This is a genomic window from Lacinutrix undariae (assembly GCF_052934785.1).
This window is the reverse complement of record NZ_CM128809.1, coordinates 1,113,127-1,139,397: the sequence shown is the minus strand read 5'-3', so window position 1 is coordinate 1,139,397 and position 26,271 is coordinate 1,113,127. Positions and strand designations below refer to the sequence as shown.

Sequence of the window (26,271 nt, the reverse complement as noted above, 5' to 3'; positions counted from 1 at the left end):
GATTTTTTTAATTACAGTTAGGGTTTAACGTATTGATCCATTGTTCAATAAGTACGACACCTTCTGTGTGTTTTAGAGTTCTGCTTAATAAAGGCATTCTTAGGTTTTCTTCGGTTGAGCTAATTCTGGTGTGTAATACTGAGCGTTCGTAGTTTCCTGGGGTTACAATAAATGTTAATGCAGGATCAATTACGGTGTTGGGAGGAACACAAACACCAAGATTAGTAATGTCGTCAGATTCGTTAAAGGCAAATCTTATTGGGCGATAATCGCAATGTCTATTATCTGAATGGCAGTGTGCACAATTTACATCAAGATATGATCGTACTCTAATTTCTAATAGTTGATTTGTATCACTCCAATCTACAAGGCTTTCTATGTTTGTAGGTGTTGTGTTTGATAAATACCCCATTGTTTTCCACTTTTGTAACTGGTTTTCATTACCCGAATCATAAGTGTATGGTCTGTTTAGATTTTGTGGTTTGGGGCCAATAGGAATTGGAGTTTCATTAATAGATTTATGGCAGGTATTGCATTCTGAACTTGAAGGGATACGATAATTTAAGTTTTTTGTGATTCCGTTTTCTATAAAACTAAAGGCTTTAAAACTTCCATTAAGGTCAAAATTAGCTTCAGTTTGATTATCGTTCCACTTATAATTAGCAAAAATCCAACCATCAGATTTAAGAATCATTAATCGAGTTTCTAATATTTTTGTAGAGGCATCGGGAAGGATGTTTTCAAAATAAAAATTTTTAATAAGAATTGTGCCTATCGGAAAGTCTAACGGTGCATAATCATTTACATAATTAGCACTTTTGTTTTGAGGCATCCATATAAAACGTTTCTTTTTTGCATAATCAGAAAAAAGAGGGGTTATTAAATCGTAAGGTAATACTCCAAAAACAGGATCTAATGAGGCAATATCCTCCTTGAAAAAATTGTATTCTGATAAGGTGGAGTAAGGAACATTATCAATATTAAAAACAACAGGCGATACTTGACTTTGTTCCACATTAGTGTAATCGTCATCATTTTTACAAGAAAAACAGACAATTAAAAAAAAGAGGACATAACTATAAGTAGCGTATTTTTTTAACATATTACAGTGAAATTTGGTTAACTAATATAAGAGTTAACTAAATAGTATTGTAATTAATTAGTTGAAATACACGGTTTTACTGTTTATTTAATATTCAAGTTAAAAAATAAGGATGAATAAGGTCTCGTTTTCTTTAGATTAAGTTTTGTTTTAGTAAATATTCGGCAATTTGTACAGTATTTGTTGCAGCTCCTTTACGTAAGTTATCTGCTACAATCCACAAGTTTAGAGTGTTAGGTTGTGATGCGTCTCTTCTTATTCTTCCTACAAATACATCATCTTTTCCGTGTGCATGAATAGCCATTGGATAGGTGTTAACATCAGTATTATCTTGTAGTACTATTCCGTCAGTGTTATGTAGAATTGTTCTTACATCACTTAAATCAAAATCATTCTCAAATTCTACATTTACAGATTCACTATGACCTCCAGAAGTTGGAATTCTTACAGCAGTTGCGGTTACTGCAATGGTATTATCGTTAAGTATTTTTTGTGTTTCTCTAACCAGTTTCATTTCTTCTTTAGTGTATCCATTATCTTCAAAAACATCACAATGTGGTATGGCATTTCGGTGTATTTGGTATGGATATGCCATTTCTCCTTTAATACCGGCCATTTCATTTTCTAGTTGTTTTACAGCTTTTACACCGGTTCCAGAAACAGATTGATAGGTAGAAACTACCACACGTTTTATCTTGTATTTTTCGTGAAGTGGCGCTAATGTTAATACCATTTGTATGGTTGAACAGTTAGGATTTGCTATTATTTTATCGTCTTTAGTAAGTGTGTTAGCATTAATTTCTGGAACAATTAATTTTTTAGACTGATCCATTCTCCATGCCGAAGAATTATCAATAACTGTTGTTCCTACTTCTGCAAATTTAGGTGCCCATTCTAATGAAGTTTCTCCACCTGCCGAAAATAAAGCAACATCTGGTTGCATAGCAATAGCATCGGTTAAGCTAACTACAGTGTAATCTTTTCCTTTAAAAGAAATGATTTTTCCTACAGAGCGTTCTGAGGCAACAGGAATAAGTTCTGTTAATGGAAAATTACGTTCGCTAAGAACTTTTAGCATTACTTCTCCAACCATACCAGTGGCACCAACTACAGCTACTTTCATCTTACTTAAATTTTAAAATATTTATAAGACAAAACTAATTATTAATTTTTTTGTAGAATTAAAAAAAGCCCTTGTTTTTTGATAAACAAGGGCTTTTTAACAAGAAATATTAGATTGTTAAATTATTAACAAGGTGTTATTTTTTTAACGCGTCTCTAATTTCTTTTAATAAATCGTTATCAGATGGTCCTGCTGGTGCAGCTGGAGCCGCTGGAGCTGGAGGTGTTTTTGTTTTGTTGTAGGCTTTTACAATCATAAATAATACAAAACCAACAATGATTAAGTTGATGATTGCATTAATCCATCTACCGTACATTACAGCGTTTTCTGGCTTAGTTACAGTTCCATCGGCGGCAATAATAGCTTCGTCTAATACAACTTTCATTTGTGCGAAGTCTAATCCTCCTGCAAAATGACCAATAAATGGCATCATGATGTCTTTTACAAAACCACTCACTACTAATCCCATTGCTCCTGCTAATAATACTGCAACAGCTAAATCTATGACATTACCTGTCATAATAAATTTCTTAAATTCTTTTAACATAATTAATTATATAAAGTTAGTTACTAGCTTACAATATTAGTTAAAAAAGTTAAATGTTAAAGACTGTTAATGTTATTCTTTTGAAATGATGCGTTTTACACGTTGTGAAATAGCTGTAAGTATTTCGTATGAAATGGTGTTTGCACCGTGTGCAAACTGATTAGCTGTAGGCGTTTTTCCGAAAATAATTACTTCGTCACCTTCGTTACATGAAATATCGGTAATATTTACCATAATCATATCCATACACACGTTTCCTATTATTGGAGCAGTCTTATTATTTATGGTTACAAAGCCGTTTCCGTTTCCGTATTGACGACTAATTCCATCAGCATGACCTATTGGAATTGTGGCTGTTTTTATATCTGTAGTTGTAATAAAACCTCTGTTATACCCAATAGATTCTCCTGCTTTTATATAATGAATTTGGGAGATTATAGATTTTAAACTTGCTATAGGTGTGAAGTTTTTGTCTTTTTTTTCTGAATTTCCAAAACCATATAATCCAATACCACTTCTTACCATATTATAATGTGCTTCAGGATAATTTAATATTCCAGACGTATTACACATATGTAATAAAGGTTGGTAGCCAATAGCAGTACTAAAACTTTTTGCTATAGTATTAAAGGTTGCTATTTGCTGTAGGGTAAATTCTTTTTCATCAAAATCTTCACTTGCTGCCATGTGAGAAAATATTGATTTTGTTTTTACTGCTATTTGTGATGTTAAGGTTTGACTAATATTTGAGATATCGGTTTTGGTAAAACCTAATCTATTTAAGCCAGTATTAAATTTTAAGTGAATAGGGTAATTATTTTGGTTTTTAGCTTGGGCAACTGCAATAAATTGATTTAAAACTTTAGTGTTATATAAACTAGGTTCTAAGCAGCGTTCAATAATAGTCTCAAAAGCTGTAGCTACTGGGTGTAATACCAAAATAGGTTTTGTAATTCCTGCGTCTCTAAGTGCAACTCCTTCGCTTGTGTAAGCAACGGCAAAATAATCTACATTTAATTCTTGTAAGTAATTAGCCACTTCATTAGCGTCACTTCCGTAGGCATAAGCTTTCACTACCGCCATAAATAATGTGTTGTTACTTATTTTAGATTTTAAATAAGTATAATTGTTCTTTAGTGCATTTAAGTTCACTTCAAGGACAGTTTCTGTAACCTTAGGCATCTTTTTCTGAATTAAAAGGAATTTCTATAGGAGTGTTTACATTAAGTTTTTTCATTTTATCAAATTGCATAGCTTTATAATATGCGGCTCTACTTAAGGGTTCATATTCATTAACTTCTCCAAGTAAAACAATATCATTACTCGCTGCTTTACGGTAACTATATTGTGCTAAATTCCCTGTACGGGTACAAATAGCATGTACTTTAGTAACGTATTCGGCAGTAGCCATAAGATTAGGCATTGGTCCAAAAGGATTACCTTTAAAATCCATATCTAAACCTGCTACAATAACACGAATACCTTTGTTGGCTAGGTCGTTGCATACACGTACAATTTCGTCATCAAAAAATTGAGCTTCATCAATACCTACAACCTCGCACCCGTCGGCTAAAATGGGAATATTAGCTGCGGCTGGTACTGGCGTTGATCTTATTTGATTATCGTCATGAGAGACTACGTTATCTTCATCGTAACGAATATCTATTGACGGTTTAAAGATTTCAACTTTCTGTTTTGCAAATTGGGCACGTTTAAGTCTGCGAATTAATTCTTCGGTTTTACCCGAGAACATGGAGCCGCAAATAACTTCAATCCATCCAAATTGTTCTTTATGATTTACTGTATTTTCGAGAAACATTTTGTAATTTTAACACTAAAACAAAGTTTGCCTTTGTTTTTTATAAAGGTGGCGTAAATTTACTAAAAATCAAAAGCATAAATTAGATTAAATTTTAAAAGTTATGAAGAAGAAATTGGAATCTGAATTAATGAGTATTGCTCACAGGCTTCTTAAGTTAAAAGGACGTGATGATGTTTTAAAAATGCATGAGGAAGTGCGCGTGTTATATGAAAAACTAACACTGCTAAAGTTTGCTCATGATAATTTTGAAGGTAACATGCCAACTATTGGAGGCGATTCTTCTTTTTTTGATATGCTAGATGTTGCTTTTAATAATAAGGTAAGTGATAATATAGAAGTTGAAGATCGTGTGTATGTTAATATGGATGAGAAGGAAGATGATGGTATTATGGAACCTGTAATGGATAAAATTAGAAATCTTGTTGCAGAAATGCCTGAAGAAGAAAATCCTGTAATTACAGAAGCTCCAAAACCAGTAGAGGAAAAGGTAGAGAAAATAATTAAAAAAACACAAGAGCCTACACCTGTAGATACATTATTTGACGCAGTAACTCCAAAAGTTGCACCCGTAAAAGAAGATTTACAAGATATTACTGCAGGTTTTGAAGAGACACCTATTTTTGAACCTATAGCAGAAGCAAATGCACGTATTAATGCTAAAACATCACTTAATGATAAATTAAAACGTGGAGGGATTTCTATTGGTCTTAATGATAAAATTGCTTTTATTAAACACTTATTTGGTGGAGAACACGAAGATTATGAGCGTGTTTTATCTCAAGTGATTACTGCCGATTCTTTTGATGAAGCTAGTCATTTAATTCAGAATATCGTAAAACCAGATTATAACCAATGGCTTGGAAAAGAAGATTACGAAACTCGTTTTATGGAAATTATTGAGAGTAAATTTGATTAATTTATAATATAATTTATGAGAAAAATAACTGTTTTAGTAGTGATGTTAGTTGTAAAAGTACTAAGGTACAAACTTCTGAAAAATCAAATTATTCTATTGAAACAGTTGTAAGTTCTATTGGAGATAGCACAATTTCTGTTAATGAGTTGAGATTTTATAATATAAAATCTGCAAGGCATAGCCAAAAAATCATGTTTGATAAATTTGGTAAATGGGATAAAGTGGTTGTTAACGCTAATGAAAGACATCCTGTTTTAGTATGGGAAAATATTTCGTTTTTTAAAGAAGACGATAGTAGAACATATTCTATCGCAGCTAGCGGTATTGAAACACCAACAGAATATTATACCTCAGTAATTGTTTTTAATGATAAAAATAAAGATTGCCTTTCACCAACAAGTAATGAAAGACAGTTTATTATCAATTATTTTTCAAAAGCACTAAAAAACTTAAGTTTAGATGATGCTTTCTTTAAAGCTTATTCGTCATTAATTTTTTAATAATTTAAGTATACCCAACCTACTTTTGTTTGCGCATTATTAGGTAGGGTTACAACATAATAATACGTTCCAACAGGTAATAATGTATTATTTTTTGGAAAACCTTTATTGGGTTTACCATCCCAATCATTCAGGTAATTATCACTTTGGTAAATAAGTGTTCCTAAGCGGTTATATATTTTTATCGTATTTCCTGTGTAATCTTCAATACACGGAATCACAAAATAATCATTAATGCCATCGTCATTTGGAGAAAATCCTTCCGGAATCTCTAAGCAATTATTCACTACAACTTCAGCAGTATCCATGTTATTATTGTCATCTCTGTCTATTTCATTTACATGTTCTAGTTGTGCTGTATTCATTAAATTATCCGAAGATAATACTGTGGCAACAATACTTAATGTTTCTGTTTGAGTTGGAGATAATTCCTCTAAAGACCATTCAAGAGTAGTCATATCAAAATCACCTAAAGTGGTAGAGGCACTCACAAAATTAAAACCTTCTGGAAGTAAATCTCTAATGCTAATTCCTGTTGCTAATGTGGTTCCTAAATGTGTTGCAGTGATATTAAAAACTACCTGATCTCCAATTGCAGCTTCGGTAGGTGTGACTTGTTTTTGTATTGAAATGTCAACATTTGTGGTGTCTTCAATAACGTTAAGTTGCGCAAAAGTTTGTGAGGTATCTATATTATTTTGATTATCAAAATTTGAGGTGTTATTAGTGTATATTCCAGTGGTACTTGAGGTAACAGGAATAGAAAATGTACAACTAGCTACACCTTCAGGGAAATTTAATTCGGTAATTGCTATTGCATTTTCACCTATAGTTGACGTAAAAACAGCAGTACATCCGTTGGCTTCATTCCAGTAGGCGGTTCCCACAATAAACACGCCGTTTGGAAGATTATCTGTAAATGAAATATCCGATTGAATAGGATATGTAGCCAAGTTATAAACCGTAAAAGTTAGAATGCTTTCTTGGTTTTCAAAAATCGTTTCCGGAGAAAAGGCTTTAAATAATGAGGGTGCAATCACCTGCATATTACTAATTGAAATATTGGTTTCTGGCGTTAATTCTTTATTGTTTGTAATATCCGGAATTGCTTCAGCAGTATTACTAAAAGCACCACCATAACTAGGTGCTGTTACAGGAATTCTTAGCTGTATTGTAGCTCCTGCATCTATATTTGGAATAGTACCACTTACGGTATTTCCAGAAACGGTAAAAGTAGTTACACAAGTTGCAGTTGCTGTAGTTACTGTACATGTTGGCGTTCCTGAAATTGTAAAAGCACTATCCAAAGTGTCTTCAAAATAAATATTTATAGCGTTTGAACTTGTTTCACTATTACTAATATCTACTATCCAATCAAAATTATCATTGACGGTAACTTGCGTGAATTCAGGAAAAGTTTGTACAATTAAATCAATACAAGCGGCTAAATATGAGGTCACCTGATCTGAATTGTTACCATTATTAGTGTCAATAATTGCATCGTCAGCATGTGATACAATAACATTGTTAATTACAGGAATAGGTGCATTTGAACATTCTGTATCCCAATTTACTGTCGCTTGAAAAGTCACAGAACTTTGAGCTGGTAATGTCCAATTTTCTTCGGCTTTAATTTCCCAAAATATATCATAATCTCCATTTTCTAGTTCTCCGTCAAGCGGAATACCTATAGCAGTATTATTGATTTCAAAACATTGTGCAGTTCCTGTTGTTGCCACACAAGATACTTCTGTTAAAGTTCCTGTTACAGGTATGGCATTACCTAAAGTTATATAGTCTGACAGGACTAAAAAAGTATCTATATCACTTTGATTGCTAACAGTAATCTCATAAGTTATTGGACCCCATTCGGTAGTATTATCAGGTGAAGTGCCTTCTGGAGTAAGAGGGTTAATTTGTGTTTTGGTAACTTGTAAATCTGATGATGGACACAGTGAGGTTGCAGGTAATGTCACATAGTCACTTTGTGCATTATTTATTATATTGATGTCAAAAATCTGGCTATCTAAAACATTTGTTCCACTTCGTATGTGCGCAATTGTATTTTGAGGACTTGTAGAACATTCGGGTTCTAAAAAGACCACAACAGTTTCAATGGTAATTGTTGCTCCAACTGGCATTGTAAAAGAGCTGGTTGACCAAAGTATATCTTGATTTGTGATTGTAAAGTCATCACATGAAGCCGTTCCAGAGGTGTCTATGCAGTTTACGCTAATAATATTCCATTCTACCGTTGTAGATAAATTTTGAAGAAAGAAAAGAATTGGCGCTTCCAAAGGCCCATTATTACAAACCGTAGTTTCAAAAGTTACTTCTTCACCCCAATCTACAAGCGTTCCAATACTAGGAAAGGTTTGTACGGTATCAATACAAATATCAGTAGTATCGCATAATTCTGCGGTAAACAAAAGAGTTTCAACTGAATTAGAACTATTTGAAGATTGATTGGTATGACCCAACATAATATCTACACGCGTATCCACCACTATTTGTTCTTGTTCTAAAGCGCAACCAGGTTGTAAATAAGTGTAGGTAATATTAAAAGTAACACTGCCTCCTGCGGTAAAGGTGTGGGCTGTTCCAAATGAAAAGATAGTACCACTTGAGCTTACAACAACAGGATTGCCATTGAGTACGGAAACATCAGGGCAGGTAGTACCATTAGTACTTTCAATACAAGTTACAGACTGTAATTGTATAACCGCTATTCCATAAGCTAAAGGTGATGATAAACTCGCAATACCTTCAAAGCCATTTAAAGGATACGCAATACTGCTATTATTGGTAATAGTTACTTGATAAGTTGCTGTATCACCCCAAGCACTAATTGCAGTACCTAAAGCTGGTGATGTTTGTGCATAAGTCACCGAAAAATCAATAGGAACATCAATAACATTTATTGAGATAATGGATTGATTATTAGATATATTAGTATCTTCAATGTCACTAGGTGCAGTAACAATAGCCGAAGCTGCTATACCTCCGGTATTGATTGGAGCTAAAACCAGTATTTTTACAGCAACGCTAGAGTTGTTGGGTAAATTTGCTACGCTACCTGTTATAATGTTATTTTGATCTAAATTAAAGTTTGTTGCTTCACTAGCTCCTCCTATAGCATTTTGTGACGTGTAGCTTTCAACGCTAATTTCGTTGTTTAAATCTATTGAAAACGTTGTGTTTTCTACAGTATTTCCAGAGTTTATAAGTGTTAGTATATATTGAAATTCTTGATAAATTTCTACCTGAGAAACGGCAACATTATTTGTAGTTTGAGCTTCAATTACAACCGCTAAATCAGTGGTTTGAGCCAAGGTTTTTATAAAAAAGCAACAAAAAAGAGTAGAGAGTAGTAGTCTTTTAAACATAGTTAAGTTTATTTATTGATAGCAATTATTATAAACGAGGTGTTAAGATAGTGAAAAGATTGTAACTTTGAATTGTAAAACATATTGTAATGAAATTATACATCGTTCCAACACCTATTGGGAATTTAAAAGATATGACCTTTAGAGCTGTTGAAGTTTTAAAAGAAGCCGATTTAATCTTAGCAGAAGACACGCGAACTTCAGGAAAATTATTAAAACATTTTGAAATTAGCACACCATCGCAATCGCATCATATGCATAATGAACATCGCACTGTTGAAGGCTTAATACAGAAGTTAAAAAGCGGCTTAACCATCGCACTAATTAGTGATGCTGGAACGCCTGCAATTTCAGACCCTGGATTTTTACTCACAAGAGCGTGTGTAGAACACGGTATTGAAGTTGATTGTTTACCTGGAGCTACAGCTTTTGTTCCTGCTTTAGTAAATAGCGGACTCCCAAATGATAAATTTGTTTTTGAAGGTTTTTTACCGGTGAAAAAAGGAAGACAAACACGCTTATTATTACTTGCCGAAGAAACGCGAACGGTTATTTTTTACGAAAGCCCACATAAACTCATCAAAACATTAACTCATTTTTGTGAATATTTTGGGGAAGACCGTCAATTGTCAGTCTCAAGAGAATTAACTAAATTGTACGAAGAAACCATAAGAGGAACAGCAAAAGAAGTGTTAACACACTATACAAACAAACCACCAAAAGGTGAAATAGTAATTGTTGTTGCAGGAAAAAAATAAGATAAATAATATAGATATGACAAATAAAGTAAGCACTCACTGGAAAGGAAATATGCAATTTGAGTCGGATAACCCAAGTGGAAAAACCGTACTTATGGATACCAGTCCAGAAAATGGAGGTCATAGCTCTGGTTTGTCTCCAAAAGCAATGATGTTATCATCATTAGCTGGATGTTCAGGATTAGACGTTGTGTCTATTTTAGATAAAATGAAAGTTGAAGTAGCCGATTTTAAAATGGATACTTATGGTGAATTAACCGATGAACATCCAAAATACTATCATACAGTTTCTGTAGAATACCATTTTTATGGTGAAAATTTAGAAGAACAAAAAATAACAAAAGCAGTTAATTTATCTATTGATAAATATTGTGGAGTTATGGAAATGTTCCGAAAATTTGCTAAAATAAATACCTCTATTCACTTTCATAAAAAATAATTATGCGTTGGACGCTTAAGCCAAAACCAGATGCCAAAAAACTAGCAGAACTTCAATCTGCATTGCAAGTAGATGCTAATGTAGCAACACTCTTGTTACAACGTGGGATTGATACTTTTGAAGCTGCTAAAACGTTTTTTAGGCCAACTCTTAACGATTTACACGATCCGCTTTTAATGAAAGATATGGATCTTGCGGTAGCACGTATTGAGGAAGCTTTGGTGAATAACGAAAATATTATGGTTTTTGGTGATTATGATGTAGATGGTACAACATCTGTGTCATTAATGAGCACCTATTTAAGAACACTTACCGACAATGTTGTCACCTATATTCCCGATAGATATGCCGAGGGTTATGGCGTGTCTTACATGGGAATTGATTTTGCCGATGACAACGATATTTCTCTTATTATTGCTTTAGATTGTGGTGTAAAAGCTATTGATAAAGTCGCTTATGCTAAAGAAAAAGGTGTCGATTTTATAATTTGCGATCACCACAGACCAGGAACAAATATCCCAGATTCTGTGGCGGTTTTAGATCCAAAACGTGACGATTGTTTATATCCTTATAAAGAATTATGCGGCTGCGGTGTTGGGTTTAAACTTATTCAAGCTTTAGCGTCTAGACAAGGTAAAACTATTGAAGATTTAATACCATATCTAGATTTGGTAGCCACGGCAATTGGTGCAGATATTGTTCCAATTACAGGCGAAAATAGATGTCTTGCCTTTTTTGGGTTACAAGTGATAAGAAATAGTCCAAGACCAGGCATTAAAGCCATAATCAATCAACTAAATAGAGAAGTACAAACAATTACCGATGTTGTTTTTACCGTCGCACCAAGAATTAATGCGGCAGGTAGAATGAAACACGGTAATCATGCGGTCACTTTATTAACCGAAACCAATCCGGAACAAGCAGAAATATATGCTTCAGAAATTGAATTATATAATTCCGATAGGCGAGAAGCAGACCAAGAAATTACCATAGAAGCTTTACAGCAAATAGAAGATAATAAAGAGAAAGAACGTTTTACAACCGTGGTTTATAAAGACACTTGGCATAAAGGTGTTATTGGTATTGTGGCTTCTCGATTAATTGAAACTTATTACAGACCCACATTGGTTTTTACTAAAAGTGGAGATAAATTAGCAGCTTCTGCACGTTCAGTTACAGGTTTTGATGTTTACAATGCCTTGGAAGCATGCAGCGAACATATTGAACAATTTGGAGGACATAAATATGCTGCGGGATTAACTTTAAAACCCGAAAATTACGAGGCTTTTAAACAAGCTTTTGAAACTGTCGTTGAAAAAACCATTGATAAAGCGCTTTTAACTCCCGAAATTCGAGTAGATGCTTGTCTTAATTTATCCGATATTGACGATAAATTATGGCGAATTATTAAACAATTTGCACCTTTTGGACCTCAAAATATGACACCCGTTTTTATGACTGAAGATTTAATAGATACCGGTTATGGAAAATGTGTTGGTGAAGATGATAAACATTTGCGGATTACCGTAAAACAACCACCACACGCTAAACAATTTGTATGTATAGGTTTTGGTTTAGGGGATAAATTAAATGTAATTTCAGGTAAAAAACCGTTTAGTGCTGTGTATTCTGTTGATGAAAACAATTGGAAAGGAAATGTGAGTTTACAGTTTAAATTAAGAGATATCAAACCTTAAATTTCTTCCAGTTTTTTTATTAACTGTTAAAATTTTAATTCTTTATTTAGATTTGTTCTAAATAAACTTATATTTGTGTATTAAAAATAGGCAAGTATGACTAACGACATCCATAAAATCTATCATAATAAATTTGGTATTGCCTTTAAATGGCTACAACCTGTATCAAAACAAAAACGTAATAAAGTTCAAATTGTATTTAGAGATATGGGCTTCTATTTAACCCATAAAGAAGTGCAACAATTTTACAATTGTATTTGTGATTCTCAAGAAAGTGAACCTTGTTCTTGCTGTAAAACTGATTGTGATACACGCAATATTTTAATAAAAACACCTAGTAGTAAAATTGATATTGCCTTAAATGCCGAAGAATTAATTTTGGTTGAAGACTTAATAAAAGGCACACTTTTTCAGTTAGATTTAGATGATTATTTAATGAACGTTTGTAAAAACTAATTTAAAAGTTAAAGTCTTTATTAGCACATTTTCTAATTGTATTTTTGCAAAGTAAAATTTTATTTACAAAATAGAATTGCGTTATTTATTATGAAAAAGGCGAATAAAAAAGATCCCTACGCAGCATTGCGAATTAAAGAATTCAATATGTTTTTAATATTGCGTTTTGCGCTTGTTTTTGGTTGGTCTATGCAATTTATTATCATAGAATGGCAAGTTTATAGTATCACAAAAGATCCATTATCATTAGGAATTATTGGTTTAATGGAAATTATTCCCGCATTAACCATGGCGTTATTTGCAGGACATATTGTGGATCAGCGTGAGAAACGTAATTTATTAGCAATTTGTATATCGGCTTTTTCATTAATTAGTTTTGGTTTGTTTTTATTGACTTGGCCAAGAATTATTGATGGTTGGGGAACAACAAAAGTGCTATACTGTATTTATGCACTCGTATTTTTTGGAGGATTTTTACGCTCTTTTTTCGGACCAACAATTTTTTCTTTAATCGCATTAATTGTTCCTAAGAAAATATATCCAAATGCCGCAACCTGGAGTAGTTCTACATGGCAAATAGCATCAGTACTTGGTCCAGCAACCGCGGGATTTTTAATTAGTTTTATAGGCGTACATTGGGCATTATGCTTTGTGTTTGGGATGGTAGTATTCGCGCTATTAATGGTAAACCAAATTAAGAAAAAACCAATTTTAAACCCTAAAATAGGCGAACCTATATTGCATAGTCTTGCCGAGGGTTTAAGTTTTGTATTTAAAAACAAAGCTGTTTTAGGTGCCTTAACTTTAGATATGATTGCGGTATTATTTGGTGGTGCAATTGCATTATTACCCGTATTTGCTCAAGATATTTTAAAAGTTGGATCAGAAGGTTTTGGTGTGTTAAGAGCTGCTCCTGCCGTAGGTGCATTTTTAACGATGCTAATTACAGCGTATATTCCTATTAGTAAAAATGCAGGTCTAAAATTATTAGGAGCTGTATTTGGTTTTGGAATCTGTATTATTGCTTTCGGATTGTCATCTATATTTTGGATTTCGGTAGTCGCCTTATTTTTTAGTGGCGTTACAGATGGCGTTTCAATGGTAATAAGACAAACTATTTTACAAATAAAAACACCCGATAATATGCGTGGTCGTGTGGCTTCGGTAAACTCAATGTTTGTAGGATCTTCTAATGAGTTGGGTGCTTTTGAAAGTGGTGTAACCGCTAAAATAATGGGAGCAGCAAGTGCTGTAGTTTTTGGTGGATCAATGACGTTAATTACAGCGTTAACTACCGGAATAGTATCGCCTTCGTTTAGAAAACTAGACTTAACAAAAGACTTAGAAGCTCATGAAAATGAAGATTAATTTGTGCTCTCATGCGTAGTTGAGAGATTTATTATCTTCCGAAATAAAAATTAATAGGTCTTCAGTTCCATATTTTCACCATCAAAAACACCATAAGTGTAATAGTGAATCCAATCGCCTAAATTTACATATTTTGAATTTTCATTAAGTTGAATTTCCATAGGTAAATGGCGGTGTCCAAACACAAAATAATCTCTGTGTTGATCTTCTAATTTGCGTTTAGCATATTGTACCAACCACTCGTTATCTTCTCCTAAAAATTTGGAGTCATCATCACCAGAAATTAATTTGTTTTTAACCGATAAATATTGCGCAATTTTAAGTCCAATATCTGGGTGTAACCATCTAAAAGCCCATTTAAAAACAGGGTTTGTAAATACTTTTTTCATACGTTTATAACCTTTATCATTAGGTCCTAAACCATCTCCATGACCAATAAAAAATTTGGTATCATTAAACGTGAATTCTTTAGGCTTATGGTACACAGGAATATTTAATTCGTCTTCAAAATAACCATCCATCCATAAATCATGATTTCCTGCAAAAAAGTAAATCGGAATTCCGGAGTCACTAATTTCGGCTAATTTTCCTAATGTTCTTGTAAAACCTTTTGGAACCACCGTTTTGTATTCAAACCAAAAATCGAATAAATCTCCAAGTAAAAAAATAGCTGCTGCGTCTTGTTTCACCTCGTCTAACCAAGCTACAAACTTTTTTTCACGAGGAAAAGAAGCATCTTTGGTTGGAGCGCCTAAATGATTATCGCTAGCAAAGTATATTTTTTTTCCTTTAGGAATATTCATAATGTAAAAGTGAGAGTTAAAAAGTATAAAAATTAGTTTTCTGAGGCATGCCATTCTGCATAAGAACTATCAGTTTCCTGAAGTCTTAAGGTATGCAAATCGATACCTTCTGGTAAACGACTTTTAATTTTTTGAGCAAAATCAATCACCATCATTTCACTTGTAGGTTGATAATCTACCAAAAGTACATTGTGACCGCGGTCTTGTAACTCTTTAGCAAGTTCAACATGTGGTGTATTTTTGTTAAATACTGTGGCATGATCAAACACATCAACGATATCTTCTTTTACAATCTTTTTAAGATCACTAAAGTCTATTACCATCCCGTGTTTGGCATTATTTGGATCATTAATAGGCGAACCAATTACTGTTACTGAAAGTTTGTAACTATGTCCGTGGACGTTTTTACATTTTCCGTCGTAACCATAAAGGGCGTGACCAGTTTCAAAAGAGAATAGCTTTGTAATACGAATTTTGCTCATGTGTTATTTAATTTCGGTGCAAAGATATTGAATTTGTAAAAGCAAATGCTTTTTAGATTACATTTGCTTACTTTTTTGCTTGCTATAAGCACTGAAATGTTGTTAAACCTACTATGAATAACCTTTTTGAGGAGATTGATTTTGTTGAAAATCCGTTATACGAACAAATTATAACCGATATTTCAACTAAAAAGTACAGTGTTGTTGAGCATTTTTTCAATTTAGAAGAAGTGGAACGTCTTAGAGAATCGTTATTAGCAAAGCATGAAGCCGAAGCTTTTAAGAAAGCTGCTATTGGAAATCGTATTAATGAAACCATTATAAAAACGATTAGAGGTGATGTGATTTTATGGATGGATGAAACCAAAGCAAACCTAAGAGAACAGCTTTTTTTTAATAAAATAAACGATTTGGTGGGTTATTTAAATCGGACTTGCTTTTTGGGTATTCTGTTTAAAGAGTTTCATTATGCCTTATATCCAAAGGGGACATTTTATAAACGTCATATTGATACGTTTCAAAATGATGACAGACGAAAATTGTCTTTTGTATGTTATTTAAATGAAGAAGATTGGCAACCCGAAAATGGTGGCGAATTGGTATTATATTTAAATGAAAATGGCGTAGAAACAGAGAAGGTAATTTACCCATTTCCTGGTCGTGTTGTTATTTTTGAAAGCCAAATTATAGAACACGAAGTAAAACCTGTAAATACAAGACGAATGAGTATTACAGGTTGGTTAAAAACACGCTAAATTAGCGACGTTTATACTTGTTATAAAAGTAAATGATTACTAATACAACTCCTAGGATTAAAAACAACCCATTACCGCTTAAAAAAGACATTGCATCCATATTATTGTTTGTTTATTTTGTTTTTATTGTATCTGAATAACGCAAATGCGACCACTACTAAAATTACAAAAGGCAATAGCGAACCTATAAAAACACCAATTTCGTAGGCGCTATCGGGAGCTTCTTTTATTTTCTCTTCTATAATTCCGTTTTGTAAAATAAATAATAGTTTCATTGCAAAATATAATTGTGCTTCAAAGTTAGTTTTTTTGAGCTAGTGGCAAAAAAACTTGTCTAAATTTTATAATTAATGGTAAACCTCTAGCGATAATCCATACGGTAAGCGCTATAAAAATGGCATAGAGTTTTAAATCTAAACTGTCTAACCAAAATAAAATTGGTAGAAATACTATAAATGTACTTGCCAATAATAGGTTGCGTAAATATTTCATTCTACCTAAACCTTTAAAAACACCATCAAAAATAAAAGCGAGTGCGCATAAGGGTTGCATGAGTAGGATAATCCAAAATACATTGTAAAACTGTGTCAGTACTTCGGGATCTTTTGAGAACATCTTACCTATTGGCATATAAAAAACGGCTCCAACAATACTTAAACCTATACCTACTAAAATACCGTATTTAATAAGTGTGTTACTCAAGCTAATTAGCGTACCGTATTGTTTTGCTCCTAATAATTTTCCTGATAAAATATTTCCTGCACTCGCAAAACCATCAATAAAAAAGGCCCCAAAAAACCATAAATTTATGGCAATTGTATACGCTGCAATATGGGCTTCACCATATGATGTTGCAAATCTTGTTGCAAAATATAACGTAACATTTAAAGCTAGTGTGCGCACAAAAAGATTGAGAATCATCACACTAAAGTTTTTTAATTCTTTATTTATAGGAAGTTGTGCAATGAGTGGAATGTTTGTTTTTTTAAGGAGTAAAATACCCGAAATTAATGCCATTAACGCTTGTGCTATTACACTTGCATAAGCTGCACCTTCTACATACATTGGTGCTATTATTCCTTCAATTCCATACACAAAAATGACATCTAAAATAATATTACTAAATGCACCAATACTGGCAATTATCATAGGATAAAAGGTGTTTTGCAACCCTCTAAAGGTACCAAAAACAGCGATTGTAAATAAGGTAAAAGGAAATCCGAAAACTCTAATTTGATAATAAGATACACTGTAATCTAAAATATTTCCGGAGGCATTGTAAAGCTTAAAAATAGATTCTGAAAAGGGATAGGTTCCTAAAATTATTAAAAGACTTAAGGCGGTTATAATATATATCGCTTGCGCTGGAAGTGTTATCACCTCTTTTAATTTTCCGGCCCCTAAATACTGTGATATTATTGAAGAAAGTGCGCTTCGGGTTTGCCCTAAAACCCAAATTAACATCGATAAAAATGTAGACACAATTCCTACGGCTGCAAGAGATTCGGTGGCATTAAATTCAATATTACCAATAATTGCAGCATCTGTGAGCGATAAAATTGGCTCAGAAACACCAGCTATTAATGCAGGAATAGCGAGTTTATTAATTTGTTTTAAGGAGATGGTAGTATTCAAAAAAAATATAAACTAATGAGTTAATTATTCAGCTTCAATTAAAGCTTCTAAAGCGTAAGATAATCTATTTTGAGCACCTAATTGTGAACCAAATATAGAGCGGAAAAGCATTCCCGATTTTGTGATTAATACCCATTGTGGCGTACCTTCACAATTAAAATCATCATACACTTTATGATTTTGATCTATGTATATAGGAAACGGTAAATGATCAATTGTAAAGATGCTTTTAATGTCTGCTTTAGTGGTATTATTATCCAAAAAATTACTGTGTATACCAATAACCTTAATAGATTGATACTGTTTTTGAAAATCGTTTGCCAACGGAATAGCTCTTCCTGTACACCCTAAGCAACGGTTGTTATAAAACAGTAATAGTAAAGGTTGGTTGGGATATGCTGCTATTAAATTGGTAGCTTTCTGATTTAAATCAGTAACCATTATGGATGTTATCATTATTTTGTATTGTGCAAATTATAAAAGGGGTAAGTGTTATTCCGTAATGACAAATATAAAAATGTTAGACTTTTTTAAGTCTAAAAAGACTATATTTCGTAGTTATTATATTAGCTACTCACTAACTTATGAAATATTTTACATTATTATTATGTCTTGTTTGCTTCAGCTTACATGCTCAAGAAAAAGCATATAATCCTGAAGAAAGTAAGGGTGAATTATATGAATATGGAACTTATGTAAAAGTTGATCATCATGATTATACGATTGATGAAATTATAAAAAACGAAACTTTAAAATTTAGCCCGCTTATTAGCGATAACCACAGTGAAGGTTTTACCTGTAGCAGTTATTGGGTAAAATTTAGCTTATATAATAGTAGTAATTATCCTAAGACTTATTTTTTAGAAACAGGTCGTTCTATCACAGATATTGCCGATTTATACCAAGTCTCGAATTCGGGAATTCAAAAATTTAGGAGTGGTGATCAAATTCCGTTTAACGAACGTCAAGTGGCGCACAGGTCTACTGTTTTTAGGATAGAATTACCTTCAGCCATCCAACAAGATTTTTATTTATATCTTAAAAGTGATGGAGAAACCATTAATATTCCATTACATCTTCGCGATACCGAAGAGTTTATGTTTGTAGAATCTAAACAGCAATTGTTTTTTGGTGTTTTTTATGGTTTATTATGTTTTGCAGGACTTATTTATCTGTTCTTTTATTTTAGTATGAAAGAAAAATCCTTTTTGTATTACGGGTTTTACGTCTTTTCAATTGTATTCTTACAAGCCGCTTTAGATGGGTTTGTTTTTCAATACATTATTCCTCATGGCGGGTATTTTAACAGTAGAATGGTTATGATTGCTGCAGTATCTTCTAATTTATTTCTTTTAAAATACTGTGAGCATTTTCTGAAAATAAAAACAGAACTTCCACAGGTTCAAAAGTTTTTTAAAATAATATATGGAGTGCTTGCCCTTGTGTTTGTCATGATTTTTATAACACCAAAATCTTTAGAGTATACTTATCCTATTGCCAATTTAAATGGTTTAATTAGCTTGATATTTTTACTTGGTATTCTGTTTGTTATGTATTATAAAGGCATTAAGATAGATTATTATTTTTCAATAGGTATTTTCTTTTTAGTAATAGGGCTTTTAGGGTTTGTAATGAATAATTTAAGCTTGTTACCTAATAATTTTTATACACTTAACAGTGCTAAATTTGGTGCAGGATTAGAAGTCGTTTTTTTATCCTTATCCATGACCAATTTAATACGTATGTTACGTATGGAGAATGAAAATTTCCAAAATGTGGCACTTCAAAAATCAGAAGAAATAAGTCAGTTGAAATCCTTTTTCATGTCCAATATCAGTCATGAATTGCGTACGCCAATTAATACGATTAGAGGAGTTTCAGGTCATTTATTAGAAAAAGAAACCTTGTCTGAACACCGAGAAGATTATGAGATGATCAATAATGCTTCTTTAAGTCTTTTGAGTAGTGTGAATGATATTTTAGATTTTGAAAAAATTGAAAAAGATAAATTAATCTTGCGTATCGAAACTTTTAATCCTTTAGTATTACTCAATCAGATTAGTTTAAATTGGAAATCTGAAGCTGAAAAAAAAGGGCTGCTTTACACATTTGGTATGTGTGAGAATATCCCTTTAAAAGTTTATGGAGACACCGAACGGTTTATTCAAATTATAAATAATGTGCTTAGCAATGCTGTAAAGTTTACAGTTTCTGGTCGTATTGATTTTAAATTGCGATGTAATTTACAACCAGGTGGACAAACCTGTTTTTCTTTTACAGTGACAGATACAGGAGTTGGTATGGATGAGGATAAAAAAAACAATGCTTTTGATAGTTTTAACCAAATGTCACTTAACGATAAAAGACGATTTGGAGGTATTGGTTTAGGGCTCACAATTGTAAAACATTTAGTCGTTTTATTTCAAGGGCGTATTCATATTGAAAGTAGTAGTAATGAAGGTACATCTGTATTTATTGATTTACCGCTTCAAGCTATTTCTGTAGAAGAAATAAAAACCTTAAAGTCTGAAATTAAAACTCAAAAATCGTTACGTGTTTTAATTGTAGAAGATAATAAGATGAATCAATTAGTGATGCAAAAACTATTAAGTAAATCTAAATATATTATATATACAGTGGTTAATAATGGGCAAGAAGCTATTGATACTTTAACAAAAAATGGTTATGATATTGTGCTTATGGATTTACAAATGCCTATAATGGATGGTTTTGAAGCCACTAAGGTGATCCGAAGTGGCGTATTAGGTAAAACCATTGGTCGTATTCCAATTATTGCTGTCACTGCCGATGCAATGCAAGAAACACACCAACGTGTTTTAAATCTAGGGATGAATGATTACATGACTAAACCTATTGATGGTAATATGTTACTTGAAAAAATTGAAAACTGTTTTAATGCCAATCTAAAAAAGGTGTAACATCTATTTACACTTCTTTTTCTACAAAATTTACAGCCATATCGCAAATTGTAATAATTAATTGTTTTAGCGATGCTTCAAAATTAATAAGAGTATCATCAGTTATTAAAGTATTCTTAGTAGCACCTCTACCGTCTTTATCTTTTTTGGTGAATTTTAAAACTCCCGCATTTAAGTTTTTAAATGAGATAATCCCTGCTTCAACATTTTCTGTAAAAGCAGTATTTTTATTCATCATATAGGCGTAGGTTAAAATCTGAAAACTCTTACTATACTTATCATAGTCAGATGTGAGATCTTCCCAGTTTACAATTTCTACCTTGTTTTGTTCAACCTTACCAGACTTGTAATCTATAATTCTAATCACGCCGTTATACTCGTCAACTCTATCCACTTTTCCTGTAACATGTACAGGGAAATCTAACTCAGGAATATCAATTTTCACCTTATTATCAGCCTCAATACTTACAATTTTTATTATATTTCCTTTTTTTAGATCTTCAATTTCTAGGTTTAAGAAGTTTAGCACATAGCGTTTTGCAATTTCAAAAACAATCAAGTTTTTTCCACTCGTCATATCACCCTCTTTATAGAGGTCTGTAAAATGTTTTATCACGGTAGCATCAATGTTTTTTTTCATTTCAGCTATGGCATCTACAGTTAATAGTTCACCTTGTAACGGTTTGTAATAATCCTCAAGCGTATTATGTATTACGGTTCCCAAAGTGTTTGCAGCTACGGTTTCTTCAACGTCATCAAACTCTTTTATACCTAATACTTTTTGATAGTAAAAATCTAATGGGTTTCTTATATAGCTGGTCAGCGATGATGGAGAAAAACCTCTTTCGGCAACCTGTTTTAAACGTTGTAGTACTAAATCTGTTTTTTTAATTTCTTTTAAATTTGAAACTAACGATGGTACCTTTGGAGCTGTAATATAATGTTTTAAAGAGTGAATTTTTTCAATCTCTAACTGTGTTATAAACCTGCTTTTTTCGCCACCTTCAAGTACATCGGGTTCTGTATTATAAATGATATAAACGTTTTTAGCACGTTGTAATAAACGGTAAAAGTGATAGGTGTAAACAGCATCTTTCTCTTTGTATGTTGGCAAACCGTTTTCTAATTTTACATCAAAAGGGATAAATGAGTTGTTACTTTTTCCGGCAGGTAAAATACCTTCGTTTACAGATGAAATAATTACGGTTTCAAAATCTAATACACGAGATTCTAGCATTCCCATAATTTGAAGTCCATCTAAAGGTTCTCCTTGAAAATCTAACGTTTCAGTTTTAATTAACTCTTTATACATGCCGTATAAGGTGTTAATGTTATTGATATGTGTGTACGTTTCGTTAAGGCGTGTTAGCTCATTAAAAACCTCGTTAAAGCGGTATAGATATTCTAAAGCGAGTAGGTTTTTATCTTTTTCTTCCGATAGAATTGCTTTTATAAAAAAGATAAGTTTTGTACAGTTACTAATACTTGTTGTTGGGTTATCATTCCAAGAATTAAATAACAAACTTGTAACATCACTTTTGTTGTTGGCAATTTCATTTAGTTTTTCGGAAGTAATATTTACTATATTATTAGATTGAATATATGAGATGATTTTTTCTGCATAATTTTCAGTCTCACCATTTAATAACGGTTTTACAAATTGGTGTGAGAGTAGTGCAATAACATCTTTATAGTAAAATGTCTTGGTATTATTTTTATGTAAACGGAATAATTCTTCAAATAATGCGGCCATTGGTATAACGTGCAATGGTAATCCCATGGTAATATTTATGGCATCAACTTCTTCTGGGATAGACCCTAAAAGAGGCATTAATAACGTTTCGTTTCCTAAAACGATAGCTGTATTTCTTAAAGATTTTTTATCTTTTTTTATCTGTTGAAGTAACTCTCCAATGTGTTTTACTTGTCCAATATTTTTAGGTGTACCAATTACGGTAACATTTTTTTTATCGGTATAAAAATTAGAAGGCCATTGGATAGGGTTTTGTTTTAAATAAGGCCAATTTTTTTGATGAGATCTTATAAATAAACCGGCATCATGAATTGGGTTTTTTACAAAAATTTCGTCAATATCCCAATATATTAAAGCGTCTTCTTGCTTTAGTAATTGTTGTATAATGCGTTCTTCAGCTTTATTTAAAGCGTTAAAACCAACAAATACGTAGGTTTTCTTTTCGGTAGTATTTAGATAAGTCTCTAAATTGTCTACAGCTTCTCTATACACTAAACCTTGATAGCCTTTATTTTTGCTAATTAAGGTGTCTTTAAGATTGAAATAATAATCTTTAATACGTTTCCAAAACGCGAGATAATTTTTAATGTACTGAGTTTGATTTTCATCAATAGACCAATGATCAAGTTCTATTTCTTTAATAGCTGTTAAGTAATCAAAGATGTTGTTTGGGGTAATTAAATATCGGTCAATTTCGTTAAAATCTTGAATTAGGATTTGCCCCCAATTAGAAAAACTTTCAAAAGATTCTATTTTATCCTTTGGAGTGATTTTTAAATAGACTTCATAAAACTCAAAAATTAATTCGGTATTAGAGATGTATTCTAGGTTAGATATGTTTTCTACAAACTCTTCAATTGCTAGAATTTCTGGAGCGAAAATAGTTTTTTCTGTGGTTTGGGATATCATGTGTTTTAAAAACACTCCCGATCTTTTACTAGGTAAAATAAAGGTTAACTCTTGTAGGTTTAATCCTTTATTCTGTATATCTACTATAACTTCTTCTATAAAACTTGTCATAGTATAAAAATAAAAAACGCCCCGAGTTATCGGAGCGTTTTTTCAATTTATTTTATATGTTTTTTTAAAACTTATTTAACAAGTTTTACTTCTACACGTCTGTTGTTTTTTCTTCCAGATGCAGTAGAGTTAGAGTCGATAGGGAAACCTTCACCAAAACCTTTTGCAGTTAATCTGTCAGCAGAAATTCCGTTAGAAATTAAGTAATCTCTTACAGCGTTAGCTCTTCTTTCAGATAATAATTTGTTAGAAGTTTTAGCACCTTGGCTATCAGTATGACCTTCTAAAGAGAAGTTAGCTTGTGGGTATTCTTTAAAGATAGCAGTCATTGCTTTTAATACAGGCTGAGTTGCTTTCTTGAAAGAAGATCTTCCACTATCAAATAAGATAGTTCTAGCGTAGCTATTTAAAGTTTCCATTACTGCAGCAGTAGGAACAACTTCAGGACAACCGTTGTTTGCAACAGTTCCAGCTTCGTTAGGACATTTATCATCTTTATCTAATACTCCATCTCCGTCAGTATCAGCCCAAGGACAACCATTGTTTGCAGCAGGACCAGCTTCAGTAGGACATTTATCATCTTTATCAGCAACACCATCACCATCAGCATCAGGACAACCATTTAAAGCTTTTAATCCAGCAACAGTAGGACAAGCATCATCTTTATCAGCAACACCGTCACCGTCAGTATCAGGACATCCGTTAAGTTCAGCTGAACCAGCTTCGTTAGGACAGTCATCTTTAGCATCTTCAATTCCGTCATTATCAGAATCAGGACAACCATTGAAAGCTTCTAAACCAGCAACATCAGGACAAGCATCATCTTTATCGTAGATACCATCTCCGTCTGTATCTTTTCCACCAAATTTGATAGCAAGACCAGCAGAATGTTGGAAGTGAGAAGATAAGTAATCTTCAAAAGCATGTTTGTAAGACGTTTGAACAGTAACACCAATGTTATCAGTAAACCAGTAGTTGATACCTAAAGTTCCGTTTAATGTACCAGCTCCAATATCATCAATCCAAGTGTAACCACCACCAACACCTAAATAAGGGTCAACTTTTTCAGATTTAATTAATTTAGCAAAGCTATAGCTTACAGTACCATCTAAAGCATAGTAAGTTAAGTCATCAACTGTAGAATCTCCAAATTTTTCAATTTCGTTAATTGTTCCACCAGCAGTTAATGTAAAACCATCACTTAAGTATCTAGAAACAGATACTGAAGATACAGATGGTAAGAAGTTATAATGATCGTTAGCGTTAAAAAACTCGTCAAAAAATTCTCCTCTAGGAGCATCTTCACCAACAGGATACATGTCAACTGCATTAGTACCAATTCGAATAGCCCATGGGTTGTTCTCATCTTGTGCAATAGCATTGAAGCTTAATAAAAGCGTCATAGCGATAAATAATCTGCTAAGATTTTTCATATTCTAAAATTTTAATTTTAAGTGTTAATTAGTTGCAAAAGTAACTTGTTAAAGTTTATTAACAAAAATTTTTGACTAAAATATTGTTTATTTCCTATAAAGTATAGGTGTTTACATTCGATTTAAATAACGTTTAAAGCTTTTCCTACTTTGGTAAAAGCAGTAATTGCCTTATCTAAATGTGCTTTTTCGTGTGCCGCAGAAAGTTGTACTCTAATTCTAGCTTTCTCTTTTGGTACTACAGGGAAAAAGAATCCAATTACATAAATGCCTTCTTCTAACAGTTGTTTAGCCATGTTTTGTGATAATTTTGCATCATATAGCATTACGGGTACAATTGCTGAGTCTCCGTCAATGATATCAAAACCAGCTGCTTTCATTCCTTTTTTAAAGTAATTAGTATTCCATTCTAATTTATCTCTTAAATCGGTATTGTTTGATAACATTTCAAATACCTTTATTGATGCTCCTACAATTGCTGGTGCTAAAGAATTTGAAAATAAATAAGGTCTTGAACGCTGACGTAACAACTCAATAATCTCTTTTTTACCGGTTGTATAACCTCCCATAGCGCCACCTAAAGCTTTACCTAGAGTTCCTGTAATAATATCAATACGTCCTAAAACGCCTTTTTCTTCTAGTGTTCCTCTTCCTGTTTCACCTATAAATCCAGCAGCATGACATTCATCAATCATTACTAAAGCATCATATTTATCTGCTAAATCACAAATAGCATCTAATGGAGCTACTAATCCGTCCATAGAGAATACACCATCAGTAACTATAATTTTAAAACGTGCTCCGTTTTCATTAGCAGCAATAAGTTGTTGCTCTAAATCTGCCATATCATTATTTTGGTAACGATATCTTGCCGCTTTACATAAACGAACCCCATCAATAATAGAGGCGTGGTTTAATGAATCTGAAATAATAGCATCTTCTTTTCCTAATAAAGGTTCAAAAACCCCTCCGTTAGCATCAAAAGCAGCAGCATATAATATGGTGTCTTCTGTTCCATAAAATTCGGCAACTTTAGCTTCCAAATCTTTATGGATATCTTGTGTTCCGCAAATAAAACGTACAGACGACATTCCAAAACCATGCGTATCCATAGCGTCTTTTGCAGCTTGTACTACTTCTGGGTGCGATGATAATCCTAAATAGTTGTTTGCACAAAAGTTTAAAACACTAGCTCCTGTGTTTAATGTGATTTCGGCTCCTTGAGGAGAGGTAATAATGCGCTCTTCTTTAAAAAGGCCTTCGTCTTTTATATTTTGTATTTCGTTTTCTAAATGTTGTTGTATTTTTCCGTACATATTATTTGTATTTACTGCAAA

Annotated in this window: 23 protein-coding genes; 9 read left to right on the top strand and 14 right to left on the bottom strand. The window is 32.6% G+C overall.

Translation table 11 applies throughout. The features are described from left to right. Window positions 1–7 precede the first annotated feature (7 nt). The 5 genes from ACU4C5_RS05045 to ACU4C5_RS05025 all read right to left on the bottom strand — a co-directional run bounded on the left by ACU4C5_RS05045 (window position 8) and on the right by ACU4C5_RS05025 (window position 4,591). Entirely contained in the window at window positions 8–1,102 is a 1,095-nt protein-coding gene (locus tag ACU4C5_RS05045) for a hypothetical protein (RefSeq protein ID WP_446845964.1), read from the bottom strand. 133 nt (window positions 1,103–1,235) lie between these two features. Continuing rightward, window positions 1,236–2,225, bottom strand: coding sequence for an aspartate-semialdehyde dehydrogenase (locus ACU4C5_RS05040; protein WP_446845963.1), 990 nt, complete (start codon window positions 2,223–2,225; stop codon window positions 1,236–1,238). Window positions 2,226–2,361: 136 nt separating this feature from the next. Next, a complete protein-coding gene (gene mscL, locus ACU4C5_RS05035) occupies window positions 2,362–2,772 on the bottom strand; it encodes a large conductance mechanosensitive channel protein MscL (protein WP_446845962.1) in 411 nt (136 codons plus the stop codon). A gap of 72 nt (window positions 2,773–2,844) precedes the next feature. Beyond that, window positions 2,845–3,954, bottom strand: a complete 1,110-nt coding sequence (alr, locus tag ACU4C5_RS05030) for an alanine racemase (RefSeq protein ID WP_446845961.1) — start codon at window positions 3,952–3,954, stop codon at window positions 2,845–2,847. Then, window positions 3,947–4,591: a thymidine kinase gene (locus ACU4C5_RS05025; RefSeq protein ID WP_446845960.1), complete on the bottom strand. Its 645-nt coding sequence runs from the start codon at window positions 4,589–4,591 to the stop codon at window positions 3,947–3,949. Before ACU4C5_RS05025 ends, alr begins: the two co-directional genes overlap by 8 nt. A gap of 103 nt (window positions 4,592–4,694) precedes the next feature. On the opposite strand from ACU4C5_RS05025, the gene ACU4C5_RS05020 reads away from it, so the two are divergent. Continuing rightward, a complete protein-coding gene (locus tag ACU4C5_RS05020; protein ID WP_446845959.1) occupies window positions 4,695–5,510 on the top strand; it encodes a DUF8457 domain-containing protein in 816 nt (271 codons plus the stop codon). A 191-nt stretch (window positions 5,511–5,701) separates the two neighbouring features. Next, a complete protein-coding gene (locus tag ACU4C5_RS05015; RefSeq protein ID WP_446845958.1) occupies window positions 5,702–6,010 on the top strand; it encodes a hypothetical protein in 309 nt (102 codons plus the stop codon). Here the strand turns inward: ACU4C5_RS05015 and ACU4C5_RS05010 are convergent. Then, a complete protein-coding gene (locus ACU4C5_RS05010) occupies window positions 6,007–9,342 on the bottom strand; it encodes a DUF7933 domain-containing protein (RefSeq protein ID WP_446845957.1) in 3,336 nt (1,111 codons plus the stop codon). The genes ACU4C5_RS05015 and ACU4C5_RS05010 overlap by 4 nt on opposite strands. 143 nt (window positions 9,343–9,485) lie before the next feature. Between ACU4C5_RS05010 and rsmI the strand changes: the two genes are divergently transcribed. From rsmI to ACU4C5_RS04985, 5 genes are all read left to right on the top strand, one after another. Further along, window positions 9,486–10,154 (top strand): 16S rRNA (cytidine(1402)-2'-O)-methyltransferase, encoded by a 669-nt coding sequence (rsmI, locus tag ACU4C5_RS05005; protein ID WP_446845956.1) that lies wholly within the window; start codon window positions 9,486–9,488, stop codon window positions 10,152–10,154. A 16-nt stretch (window positions 10,155–10,170) separates the two neighbouring features. Next, the gene (locus ACU4C5_RS05000; protein WP_446845955.1) at window positions 10,171–10,593 is read left to right on the top strand and encodes an OsmC family protein; all 423 of its coding nucleotides are present in this window, start codon (window positions 10,171–10,173) and stop codon (window positions 10,591–10,593) included. 2 nt (window positions 10,594–10,595) lie between these two features. Beyond that, entirely contained in the window at window positions 10,596–12,290 is a 1,695-nt protein-coding gene (gene recJ / locus ACU4C5_RS04995; RefSeq protein WP_446845954.1) for a single-stranded-DNA-specific exonuclease RecJ, read from the top strand. A gap of 96 nt (window positions 12,291–12,386) precedes the next feature. Continuing rightward, on the top strand, window positions 12,387–12,746 hold the full coding sequence (locus tag ACU4C5_RS04990; protein ID WP_446845953.1) for a hypothetical protein: 360 nt from the start codon (window positions 12,387–12,389) through the stop codon (window positions 12,744–12,746). 90 nt (window positions 12,747–12,836) lie between these two features. Beyond that, the gene (locus tag ACU4C5_RS04985; protein WP_446845952.1) at window positions 12,837–14,114 is read left to right on the top strand and encodes an MFS transporter; all 1,278 of its coding nucleotides are present in this window, start codon (window positions 12,837–12,839) and stop codon (window positions 14,112–14,114) included. A gap of 50 nt (window positions 14,115–14,164) precedes the next feature. On the opposite strand, the gene ACU4C5_RS04980 is transcribed toward ACU4C5_RS04985, so the two are convergent. Next, entirely contained in the window at window positions 14,165–14,917 is a 753-nt protein-coding gene (locus ACU4C5_RS04980) for a UDP-2,3-diacylglucosamine diphosphatase (RefSeq protein WP_446845951.1), read from the bottom strand. Between the two features lie 32 nt (window positions 14,918–14,949). After that, on the bottom strand, window positions 14,950–15,399 hold the full coding sequence (locus tag ACU4C5_RS04975) for a 6-pyruvoyl trahydropterin synthase family protein (protein ID WP_446845950.1): 450 nt from the start codon (window positions 15,397–15,399) through the stop codon (window positions 14,950–14,952). Between the two features lie 113 nt (window positions 15,400–15,512). Between ACU4C5_RS04975 and ACU4C5_RS04970 the strand changes: the two genes are divergently transcribed. Continuing rightward, window positions 15,513–16,154 carry a 2OG-Fe(II) oxygenase gene (locus ACU4C5_RS04970; RefSeq protein ID WP_446845949.1) on the top strand — a complete coding sequence of 214 codons (642 nt, stop codon included), beginning with the start codon at window positions 15,513–15,515 and terminating at the stop codon, window positions 16,152–16,154. Between the two features lie 101 nt (window positions 16,155–16,255). Here the strand turns inward: ACU4C5_RS04970 and ACU4C5_RS04965 are convergent, their stop codons facing one another. From ACU4C5_RS04965 to ACU4C5_RS04955, 3 genes are read right to left on the bottom strand one after another with little or no spacing between them, the layout of a single operon-like run. Then, complete coding sequence (locus tag ACU4C5_RS04965) at window positions 16,256–16,429, bottom strand: hypothetical protein (RefSeq protein ID WP_446845948.1); 174 nt, start codon at window positions 16,427–16,429, stop codon at window positions 16,256–16,258. Between the two features lie 25 nt (window positions 16,430–16,454). Beyond that, window positions 16,455–17,789: an MATE family efflux transporter gene (locus tag ACU4C5_RS04960; protein WP_446845947.1), complete on the bottom strand. Its 1,335-nt coding sequence runs from the start codon at window positions 17,787–17,789 to the stop codon at window positions 16,455–16,457. 24 nt (window positions 17,790–17,813) lie between these two features. Beyond that, a complete protein-coding gene (locus ACU4C5_RS04955; protein ID WP_446845946.1) occupies window positions 17,814–18,245 on the bottom strand; it encodes a TlpA family protein disulfide reductase in 432 nt (143 codons plus the stop codon). A gap of 128 nt (window positions 18,246–18,373) precedes the next feature. On the opposite strand from ACU4C5_RS04955, the gene ACU4C5_RS04950 reads away from it, so the two are divergent. After that, window positions 18,374–20,728, top strand: a complete 2,355-nt coding sequence (locus ACU4C5_RS04950; RefSeq protein ID WP_446845945.1) for a hybrid sensor histidine kinase/response regulator — start codon at window positions 18,374–18,376, stop codon at window positions 20,726–20,728. Window positions 20,729–20,735: 7 nt separating this feature from the next. Here ACU4C5_RS04950 and ACU4C5_RS04945 read toward each other — a convergent pair whose 3' ends face one another. From ACU4C5_RS04945 to kbl, 3 genes are all read right to left on the bottom strand, one after another. Continuing rightward, on the bottom strand, window positions 20,736–23,501 hold the full coding sequence (locus ACU4C5_RS04945) for a PD-(D/E)XK nuclease family protein (RefSeq protein WP_446845944.1): 2,766 nt from the start codon (window positions 23,499–23,501) through the stop codon (window positions 20,736–20,738). A 71-nt stretch (window positions 23,502–23,572) separates the two neighbouring features. After that, entirely contained in the window at window positions 23,573–24,934 is a 1,362-nt protein-coding gene (locus tag ACU4C5_RS04940) for an OmpA family protein (RefSeq protein WP_446845943.1), read from the bottom strand. Window positions 24,935–25,056: 122 nt separating this feature from the next. Continuing rightward, window positions 25,057–26,250 carry a glycine C-acetyltransferase gene (kbl, locus tag ACU4C5_RS04935; RefSeq protein ID WP_446845942.1) on the bottom strand — a complete coding sequence of 398 codons (1,194 nt, stop codon included), beginning with the start codon at window positions 26,248–26,250 and terminating at the stop codon, window positions 25,057–25,059. Between the last annotated feature and the right edge of the window lie 21 nt (window positions 26,251–26,271).

Bases quoted from the DNA above. Each gene is read 5' to 3' on its own strand.
- ACU4C5_RS05045 (WP_446845964.1), bottom strand. From the start codon at position 1,102: ATGTTAAAAAAATACGCTACTTATAGTTATGTCCTCTTTTTTTTAATT.
- ACU4C5_RS05040 (WP_446845963.1), bottom strand. From the start codon at position 2,225: ATGAAAGTAGCTGTAGTTGGTGCCACTGGTATGGTTGGAGAAGTAATG.
- mscL (WP_446845962.1), bottom strand. From the start codon at position 2,772: ATGTTAAAAGAATTTAAGAAATTTATTATGACAGGTAATGTCATAGAT.
- alr (WP_446845961.1), bottom strand. From the start codon at position 3,954: ATGCCTAAGGTTACAGAAACTGTCCTTGAAGTGAACTTAAATGCACTA.
- ACU4C5_RS05025 (WP_446845960.1), bottom strand. From the start codon at position 4,591: ATGTTTCTCGAAAATACAGTAAATCATAAAGAACAATTTGGATGGATT.
- ACU4C5_RS05020 (WP_446845959.1), top strand. From the start codon at position 4,695: ATGAAGAAGAAATTGGAATCTGAATTAATGAGTATTGCTCACAGGCTT.
- ACU4C5_RS05015 (WP_446845958.1), top strand. From the start codon at position 5,702: ATGTTTGATAAATTTGGTAAATGGGATAAAGTGGTTGTTAACGCTAAT.
- rsmI (WP_446845956.1), top strand. From the start codon at position 9,486: ATGAAATTATACATCGTTCCAACACCTATTGGGAATTTAAAAGATATG.
- ACU4C5_RS05000 (WP_446845955.1), top strand. From the start codon at position 10,171: ATGACAAATAAAGTAAGCACTCACTGGAAAGGAAATATGCAATTTGAG.
- recJ (WP_446845954.1), top strand. From the start codon at position 10,596: ATGCGTTGGACGCTTAAGCCAAAACCAGATGCCAAAAAACTAGCAGAA.
- ACU4C5_RS04990 (WP_446845953.1), top strand. From the start codon at position 12,387: ATGACTAACGACATCCATAAAATCTATCATAATAAATTTGGTATTGCC.
- ACU4C5_RS04985 (WP_446845952.1), top strand. From the start codon at position 12,837: ATGAAAAAGGCGAATAAAAAAGATCCCTACGCAGCATTGCGAATTAAA.
- ACU4C5_RS04980 (WP_446845951.1), bottom strand. From the start codon at position 14,917: ATGAATATTCCTAAAGGAAAAAAAATATACTTTGCTAGCGATAATCAT.
- ACU4C5_RS04975 (WP_446845950.1), bottom strand. From the start codon at position 15,399: ATGAGCAAAATTCGTATTACAAAGCTATTCTCTTTTGAAACTGGTCAC.
- ACU4C5_RS04970 (WP_446845949.1), top strand. From the start codon at position 15,513: ATGAATAACCTTTTTGAGGAGATTGATTTTGTTGAAAATCCGTTATAC.
- ACU4C5_RS04965 (WP_446845948.1), bottom strand. From the start codon at position 16,429: ATGAAACTATTATTTATTTTACAAAACGGAATTATAGAAGAGAAAATA.
- ACU4C5_RS04955 (WP_446845946.1), bottom strand. From the start codon at position 18,245: ATGATAACATCCATAATGGTTACTGATTTAAATCAGAAAGCTACCAAT.
- ACU4C5_RS04950 (WP_446845945.1), top strand. From the start codon at position 18,374: ATGAAATATTTTACATTATTATTATGTCTTGTTTGCTTCAGCTTACAT.
- ACU4C5_RS04945 (WP_446845944.1), bottom strand. From the start codon at position 23,501: ATGACAAGTTTTATAGAAGAAGTTATAGTAGATATACAGAATAAAGGA.
- ACU4C5_RS04940 (WP_446845943.1), bottom strand. From the start codon at position 24,934: ATGAAAAATCTTAGCAGATTATTTATCGCTATGACGCTTTTATTAAGC.
- kbl (WP_446845942.1), bottom strand. From the start codon at position 26,250: ATGTACGGAAAAATACAACAACATTTAGAAAACGAAATACAAAATATA.